The organism is Syntrophales bacterium (assembly GCA_030655775.1).
Lineage (GTDB): Bacteria > Desulfobacterota > Syntrophia > Syntrophales > JADFWA01 > JAUSPI01.
The window spans coordinates 1-3586 of record JAUSPI010000173.1; the positions used below are offsets into that span (position 1 = coordinate 1).

Sequence of the window (3586 nt, forward strand, 5' to 3'; positions counted from 1 at the left end):
TGGGTTACGGTGGTTCTATTAAGGATGCGGGTAGGGCTGTCGGCAAAAGTGGTGACGGAGGAATAGACGGCATTATCAAAGAAGATAAATTAGGTTTAGACGCCATTTATATTCAGGCGAAAAGATGGGAAGGAAATGTGGGTAGCCCCGAAATTCAGAAATTTGTAGGTGCTTTGCAGGGTCAAAAAGCTAAAAAAGGAATTTTTATCACTACTTCAGATTTTTCAAAAGAAGCTCAAGATTATGCCAAAAAAATTGAGAGCCGTGTTGTGCTTATTAACGGCGAAAATTTAGCCCAATTAATGATTGATTCCGACATTGGTGTTACAAAAACAAAAGCCTTTGAACTTAAGCGTATCGACTCCGACTATTTTGCGGAAGAATAAGCAATCATGGAAACCACAGAGAAAATCGTAGAAGCAATAAGGAGTGCAGATGAAAAAAAACCGAAAAGGTAGGTCGAAGCGGACAATTCTGAAAATTGCTGCTATAAATTTGATTAAAATTGTCACCGTTTTTTTCTCTATCGTCGGCTTTTTTCGCTCTATTGATGATATTCGTCAGAGGCGAATTGCAGTTGAAGACAAACTTGCCCGTGAGTGCAAACATGCTTATATAATTGGTTCGTATATGGCAGTCGTTGCTCTTCTCTATAGTGACACTCCTCGTAAATCAATGGACACAACCTACTATTTTGAGCGCCTGGCTCCGTGGGTATCGGCTTCCGTTAGAGCTTTGAACCTCGGAGAAGAATTTGAACAAGAAATGTGGAAGCTTATGAAAATATCTTCTGTTGACGATACCCGGATGCCCCCACAAAAGGACTTTTTAAAATTAAGAGATAGAATGTATCAAGAACTTCAGCTACGTTTTGATAAACCCGTATGGAATGCGTGCTCTTTCGGCACTACGCTTTCTGTTTTGGAAACGTCTTTAATTACATTTAGGGGTATGTTTTCTACTGCTACGGCTGCTACGGTACTTGAGAAGAAAAGCACGTTAAAATTTTTCAAAAATTTGTTGTTGCAAATGAAGAGTAGTTACCAATATATTACGCCAGTAAAAGGATTTCCTAAAAAGTTTTTAAAAGACATGGATTCTTGTCTAGTGTTGCTTGAAAACCAGGAATATGGTGACACAGCTTTTTTGACTACAAAACAGACCGTAAATCGTTGGTCAGTTTATTTTAGGGAACTTACATCTCCTTATCATCAAAAGTGAGGGTTCAGCAACAATGACTCCGTTAAATATTTTCCGTTTACCTAATATGTTTACTATCCGAAATTTTGCAGGAATTATAGCAGAAAATTCGGGAGGAAAGATGACGCATCAGGCGTATCTTTACATTTCCGGTTGTATCTTCGGAGTTGTCGCTATACTGCATCTCATACGAGCCGCGCTTCAATTGCCGGTGAAAATCGGGACATTATCGTTTCCGGTCGGGCTTTCGTGGGTCGGCGGAGTTGTTACGCTTCTTCTCTACATCTGGGGTTTCCAGTTGGCAGCTAAGGGGAGGGGATAAGAGAATAGATTCTTCGCTACGCTCAGAATGACAATGAGGGAGGGGATGTAACCCCTCCCCTACATTTACGAATTTTTTTGTTCTCTGATGGTCCGTCCATGGTTCACAGTGTGGAGGAATTGCGTGACAATCTCATCCGTTGTACCACTTTTAAGCAATACACTTTTTGATGCCGGGTTTTTCATAAATGAATGATTGTAAGATTAGATATCTTCTCTTTCATATACTCAGCCACCAATTTCCGGTGACACTGTTCCGGAGTCGGTTCACTGCAAAGCAGACACCCGTAGTCAAGAAGATCGGGAGTCAAAATGGTTTCAATTCTACGCGAACGGATGAGAGGGATAAATCTGTCCACATACGCTTGCCAGCTTCCCCCATTCGTCTTGTACTCGTTTAGAATATCTTTCGTTGGGGCACATTGCGGAAGATGTAAGTACTCGGCATGGCAGATTTCCTTCAGAAAGAACCTCAAGTCATCGCGCTTGGCAAAACCAGCCAGTTGGGAAACATTATTCAATCTAATGTCGAGGACTCTCTTAACCTGCGCCTTTCGTAGTGCGGTAAAAAATTTCTCTGCATTTTTTTTTGTGAATCCAATGGTGAACAACTTAATAGGCATTATGGTCTCCTTCACACATACGCGATTTCGACGCCCTGTGAAGCTTCCGTATCATGATGCGCGATTTTGTCGCTTTGTTGGTCATAGGCTTCTTCAATAATTTGACTTGACGTCTCGAACAAATTAACTTGGGGCATATGAAGCAACTTGAGAAGGCGGGATTCGGAATCCCGGTTATCTTCAAGTTCACCGTCTTCGAGAATGTGCTTAATGACTGTGTTTGAATCACGCAGATGCCGACAAATAAGGACCATTCTGTGACAGAAAATTGGGTCCTTCTCTGTACACAATAATGCCAGATTGAACTGCGCGGCATCTTTGCGAATGCGTGTTAGTCCATCCCGGAAATCTGTCTTTTGGGAAAGTCGCCTAAAATCAACCTTGCCATTGTTGTAGCAGTCGTGGTTGTTAGGTTGCGCTCCGAGTTGAAAACCCAGGAAGACATAAATGATACCAGTACGCTGAAGGCGTGCGGAGAAGTTGTCCTTGTTGAATTGGGGCACAAAGCGACTGTATGGGACAGACCGGACATCGGCAATTGCAGTGATCTCATGGCGCTTTAGAAGGGCAAGGAAGGTGTCTGGTGTGTGATTTGAATGGCCAACTGTATAGATCGTTTGCATATTTCAATATTCAAGGATTGTAGCTACCAATTTGTAATGGTAGCCATCATGAAATGGCGCTACAAGGCTAACGACGATGAAGCACCTGGTTGAGTCAGCCGGGGCTATTTCGCGAGGCGGCAGATTAAGAGTTGGAAACGGTTGGAAGTACTTGGTATCTACGGTCGGGTCGGTTATTGCCAAGTTATATTCTACACCATTGTAGGTAAAGATAGCTCTGCGTTGTTTTTTATTGTAAACACCATCGTACCAAATTTTGAATTTCAATCCTTGTGGACGAATTAGATACAGAGATTGAAACGGTTGAACTGATGTTATTGCTTCGTCAGGGTGTATCCTATCAGTATGCCCATCCGCCTGCGACAGCCAGAGGTTTACCGGGTGCTCTTCAAGATAGCTGAGGTTATCACGAGGAAACGTTCTCAACTTTTCCCATCTTTGAGATGTATCAAGTATGTAATTTTCGGGTTGGTGGGGGCAGTCCTGTTTGGCGACCAGAGTGGTGCGCACAACATCAAGAACCGCCGGCTGCGTTCCATCAGCGCACAAACTTTCTTGGGGACGAACCTCACCCTCTCCCTGCGGAGAGACGGGACGAATCCATGGACCAATCATCAAATGGTCCTTCTGTTCGGTGGTTTCGCGGCCAGCAATGCACCGGAACCCACTACGGATAGAATTTGCCAGAACAATAAATGTCTTATTCACATTCCTCCCATCGTTTTAAAAAATTAGGTGCCGTTCCGTTTTAGTGTTGCTATAAGTGGTTTGTTTTTGGTCTTTTTAATATTCTTTAATTGGCTTGCTTGAGCGGAGCCA

General features: G+C 43.0%; 6 protein-coding genes. 3 read left to right on the forward strand and 3 right to left on the reverse strand.

What is annotated here, in order from left to right; translation table 11 throughout:
- From Q7J27_09330 to Q7J27_09340, 3 genes are all read left to right on the forward strand, one after another.
- On the forward strand, positions 1 to 386 hold a 386-nt coding region (locus Q7J27_09330; GenBank protein ID MDO9529349.1), incomplete at its 5' end, for a restriction endonuclease.
- 49 nt (positions 387 to 435) lie between these two features.
- Positions 436 to 1221, forward strand: coding sequence for a hypothetical protein (locus tag Q7J27_09335; GenBank protein ID MDO9529350.1), 786 nt, complete (start codon positions 436 to 438; stop codon positions 1219 to 1221).
- Between the two features lie 46 nt (positions 1222 to 1267).
- Positions 1268 to 1522, forward strand: a complete 255-nt coding sequence (locus Q7J27_09340; protein MDO9529351.1) for a hypothetical protein — start codon at positions 1268 to 1270, stop codon at positions 1520 to 1522.
- 181 nt (positions 1523 to 1703) lie between these two features.
- Here the strand turns inward: Q7J27_09340 and Q7J27_09345 are convergent, their stop codons facing one another.
- The 3 genes from Q7J27_09345 to Q7J27_09355 are packed head-to-tail and all read right to left on the reverse strand — an operon-like array spanning position 1704 to position 3475.
- Positions 1704 to 2144, reverse strand: coding sequence for a DUF488 domain-containing protein (locus Q7J27_09345; protein ID MDO9529352.1), 441 nt, complete (start codon positions 2142 to 2144; stop codon positions 1704 to 1706).
- 11 nt (positions 2145 to 2155) lie between these two features.
- The gene (locus Q7J27_09350; protein MDO9529353.1) at positions 2156 to 2767 is read right to left on the reverse strand and encodes a DUF488 domain-containing protein; all 612 of its coding nucleotides are present in this window, start codon (positions 2765 to 2767) and stop codon (positions 2156 to 2158) included.
- Between the two features lie 3 nt (positions 2768 to 2770).
- A complete protein-coding gene (locus Q7J27_09355; protein ID MDO9529354.1) occupies positions 2771 to 3475 on the reverse strand; it encodes a hypothetical protein in 705 nt (234 codons plus the stop codon).
- Positions 3476 to 3586: the final 111 nt, after the last annotated feature.